This is a genomic window from Shewanella sp. N2AIL, from assembly GCF_022690845.1.
GTDB lineage: Bacteria > Pseudomonadota > Gammaproteobacteria > Enterobacterales > Shewanellaceae > Shewanella > Shewanella baltica.
In genome coordinates, this window is record NZ_JALBYT010000062.1 from 1 (window position 1) to 3933 (window position 3933).

At 39.3% G+C, this 3933-nt stretch carries 5 protein-coding genes; 4 read left to right on the forward strand and 1 reads right to left on the reverse strand.

Translation table 11 applies throughout. The features are described 5' to 3' along the window. Positions 1–31: 31 nt before the first annotated feature. Positions 32–994, reverse strand: coding sequence for an HNH endonuclease signature motif containing protein (locus MO387_RS21350; RefSeq protein ID WP_242326502.1), 963 nt, complete (start codon positions 992–994; stop codon positions 32–34). A gap of 84 nt (positions 995–1078) precedes the next feature. On the opposite strand from MO387_RS21350, the gene MO387_RS20665 reads away from it, so the two are divergent. From MO387_RS20665 to MO387_RS20680, 4 genes are all read left to right on the forward strand, one after another. Further along, on the forward strand, positions 1079–1462 hold the full coding sequence (locus MO387_RS20665) for a hypothetical protein (protein ID WP_242326503.1): 384 nt from the start codon (positions 1079–1081) through the stop codon (positions 1460–1462). A 9-nt stretch (positions 1463–1471) separates the two neighbouring features. After that, positions 1472–2659 (forward strand): site-specific integrase, encoded by a 1188-nt coding sequence (locus tag MO387_RS20670; protein ID WP_242326504.1) that lies wholly within the window; start codon positions 1472–1474, stop codon positions 2657–2659. Positions 2660–2732: 73 nt separating this feature from the next. Next, a complete protein-coding gene (locus MO387_RS20675; RefSeq protein ID WP_242326505.1) occupies positions 2733–3203 on the forward strand; it encodes a hypothetical protein in 471 nt (156 codons plus the stop codon). 76 nt (positions 3204–3279) lie between these two features. Continuing rightward, the gene (locus tag MO387_RS20680; protein ID WP_242326506.1) at positions 3280–3714 is read left to right on the forward strand and encodes a DUF2787 family protein; all 435 of its coding nucleotides are present in this window, start codon (positions 3280–3282) and stop codon (positions 3712–3714) included. Positions 3715–3933 lie beyond the last annotated feature (219 nt).

Consider the following 3933-nt stretch of genomic DNA (forward strand, 5'->3'; position numbering starts at 1 on the left):
AGTTAATGTAACAGACCCAGCGATCTAGGATTTAGGTGTGAGAGGTATGGATTAATTCTTTATCCGCAAAGCACCGATTATGATGCGCCATGTACTGGTGGAAACGCTCCGTGGCTTGGAAGTCTAAATGGGATACTTCTAGTTCTATACCTTTTTCGATACCAAGCCCTTTTAGCTGAGAAACATCTACAGTATTTGATATGTTTAAATAATAGCGATTATTTTTACATTTAAATGTAATTAGATGATTATCAAATAATTTATCTACATGAGCACATAGTAGAATACCGTTAGCGCCATCAAGCCTTTCGCCAGTATTTTCGCAATCTTTCCAAGCTTTAATATGCGATGCAATTAGCATTTCTTTAATGCTAACTAAAGTGACAGCACACTTCTCACCTTGCCATGTTTTGATCACATCACTTTTGAATTTGCCTTGACCAATTCTGGCCTTTGTTAAAATCTCTTTTTCTGAGTCAGACAGGTCACTATTTTCGATAATTTTTAAATCTTCAATGAGGTCACCCTGTGGTATAGAGGATGATGCACGTCCACTCACCCTTTTAGGACCAGTAGACAAATAGTGTTCAAAAACAGAGAGCACACCAGCCGACAATGGAGATTGAAGTGTCGCACCTGTAAAGCAAAAATGTCGTTTAAAATTAGTGCGTTGGTCTTGTCTAGAACTATCAGGAAGAAGAGCCCCCCAGTCATCCTCATCAATATTTAAAAATGAAGATAATTTACTAATATCAGACAATCGAACTCGATGTTCTCTTCCTATACAATTCTCATCATAGTATTTCTCTGTTACCTTATACTTCCCACAAAGCTTAAACTCTTGTTTCCCTTTGTTTTTTAAACCTTGAATGACAAATATTTCATCGCCAAAATTTACTTTTTTTAGTTTGGTATCACTGGGGAAACCATATCCTTTTGCGTACTCAAAATCTGTTTCATTATCGGGTCCATGATATGCGTAGTAGCTGTTCACTTAAAAATTCCTTTTAGATTATCCGTAATACATTATATATCAAATACATATTAACTTCATGATATCAATCTCATGGAGTTAATCATGCTAAAAATCATACAATGGAAAGATCTAAATACACTCCCTGTAACGCCCACCTTATTAGACCAACTCAAACAACACTTACTCGCACCATTTAACGATGAAAATGAGGCTCAATTAACATGGATTGAACTTGAATGTGAACTCTGGATGCTCTCGTCAATGTCTGGTGTATGTGTCGATAGCGAATACACCCCAAAGAACGAAAAGAAATTGCTCAGCTTCGCCCTAGAAAACATTGAATTTGAAGTTGAATTAGATCCCTTAATTTTGTTGACGTTGACGATCATAAATGACTCTGGTCAAGGCTTGTACTTACTCATGTCAAAGTCGCTGAAAGCTGAGTTAATGTGTGAATTAGGGCTTAATGAATCTACAGGTGGTTAAGGAGGCTTCATGCAGTCACGTAAATTTAAATTTAATAAACGACAGATTGATAATCTACCACCAACCCCTACTGACAGTCGAAGTCACGAAACTGAATATACAGATGATGGATGTTCCGGACTTAAGCTCATAGTTAATCGTCAAGGCCGTAAGCGTTATCTTTTTCGTTACACAATTAATGGTACTAAGAAGTCATTGCAGTTAGGGGAGTATCCAGCGCTAGATATCCCAATAGCTAGGCAGATTGCTAATGAACACAAGAAACAACTAGCGCTTGGTAATGATCCAAAACAACTCCGTGATGAAAAGATCAATGTACTCACCTTTCAAGAATTCTCTCAACTCCATTACTTACCCTATGCTCATGTGAACAAGCTAACAGCTAGTAGCGATGCCAGCCTTCTTAAGCTACATTTCTACCCTTTATGGAAAGACATCCCTCTGAACCAAATTGGTCAACATGACATTCAAAAGAAGCTAGATGAACTGTTAGTTAATCGAAAACCTGCAACCATTAATCGTCTCAGAAGCTTGGTACTTCGTATGTTCCGACTAGCATTGGAATGGGGCTTTGTTGATAAACATCCGGGCACTTATATAAAAAAACTTAAGGAGAATAATTTAAGGCAGAAATTTCTCAGTAAAGATGAAATCACCACGTTTATTACAGCCTGCAATAAAGAACCAAGCAGAACTCAAGGTAATGCCCTGAAGTTTGCCTTGTTAACCGGAATGCGCATGGGGGAAATTTGTAATTCAAAATGGTGTAATTTAACCGTCGACGACGTCGGTGAAGGAAGCCTTTTCTTACCGCATACAAAATCAGGCTTGTCACGAACTGTACTGCTTAACTCACTAGCAATGGTAGTACTTGAAGAGCAAAGGAGCCAACGCATTGCGGGTAATGCCTATATATTTCCCGGTGAAGCAGAAGGCAAGCCAATTAGCCACCCTAAGAAGTCATTTGCACGGATTAAGAAAGTAGCAGGAGGCTTAGAGGGATTACGTATCCATGACTTGAGACATTCATTCGCTTCAATCTTGATTAATTCCGGTAAAGCAACTCTCTATGATGTCCAACATTTGTTAGGACACCAATCCCCTCAAACAAGTACCCGTTACGCTCATCTAGCGTCGTCAAGACTAAGGGAAGTCAGCGCAAATGTATCTGATCTAGTAAGAGAAGCAATTAATTAAAGGTGATTATCAATAGCTGGTATTACCCATGCTAATCATTCAATTTACTAGCAATAAGCTCAAGGAAAACAACATGAAAAAATCAGTTAAAATAGATAAAAATACTACAAATAATATGCTCATTGAAAACAGGAAGCATCTCATTGGCTATAACCTAATCGTTGAACATGGCAAAGCATTAAAGCTAAGTCCTAAAACGCAGAACCACGTCTTTTACCAGCTGGCGGTAAATGAAGGTGGTTCACTTCACATTCGGCTCAGTGGTAACGAAGGGGGTGGTTTACATTCTAAAGAGTGGGTATCAGTGCAAGCTGTACTTGATTTACTCGATAGCATGGCCGGATTAACCATCAAGAGCACGATACTAAAAGCTGTTTTTAAAGGGGGAAGCGCGAATAATGCCGCCTTTCTGGCCGCTGTGCTACGAAGCGCTGAAATTGGCCTACTCAGTCAATCCGAGAAGAGTGTCTTTATCCATCAATTATCAACTGATTATGATGAGCGTAAAGCTGCACTAGTAAAATTAGCGGATATACCTAGCTAACTATCGGTCTTTATTAACGCCTTCATACCTCAGTCTTCCTGAGTACCTTCCACCCGATAATCAAAGATAAATCATTATGAACTTAACATTTAACGTTGAGCGTTTACTGCTGCCTATTTCTGTTGATTTGCAAGACAAGCTCATTCAGATAGCAAAGCAGCAAAACAAGCTCACCCCCTCAATCTGCGCTTTAACCTTTAACTTTAGAGATAGTAGTTACAGCGCAGAAAGTGGAGGTTGGCATCCAGTTGAAATCCGTATCGAGCAAGAAAGCGGGCAGTGGCACTTTAATTACATTACTGATTTTAGTTATGTGGGGTATCCCTATCCGGAGTTGGCTAAGGAAGTGAATTTTGACTTCGACAATGGGTTGGCAACTTTTATGTTTATGCCTCCCCAGTCCATTAGCGAAGTTGATGTGATGGATTTCTATCAAGTATGGGAAATGAACTTTTTAGCTTATGCCGAAATGGAGGTCTTTGACGAAATCAAAATAGCAGCTGAAAGTTGATGAGGTTTCGAAAGACAGGAGCAGGACAGGAGCACCAATCTTGCTTTAATCCATAATAAGCGCCTCCGCATTAATCCTCGCGGTTCAAGCGATCCCCCTGTGTCAGGATTGTTGTCACCCCTAAATAATCATTATGTTTAAAGACAGGGTGCGGCAAAAGAGAACGATATGGCTCGGTATTCACCAGAACGTAAAGAGGCGATCCTTAAAAAATTATTA

Coding starts and splice junctions, on each gene's coding strand:
- MO387_RS20675 (WP_242326505.1), top strand. CDS start 2,733: ATGAAAAAATCAGTTAAAATAGATAAAAATACTACAAATAATATGCTC.
- MO387_RS20665 (WP_242326503.1), top strand. CDS start 1,079: ATGCTAAAAATCATACAATGGAAAGATCTAAATACACTCCCTGTAACG.
- MO387_RS20670 (WP_242326504.1), top strand. CDS start 1,472: ATGCAGTCACGTAAATTTAAATTTAATAAACGACAGATTGATAATCTA.
- MO387_RS20680 (WP_242326506.1), top strand. CDS start 3,280: ATGAACTTAACATTTAACGTTGAGCGTTTACTGCTGCCTATTTCTGTT.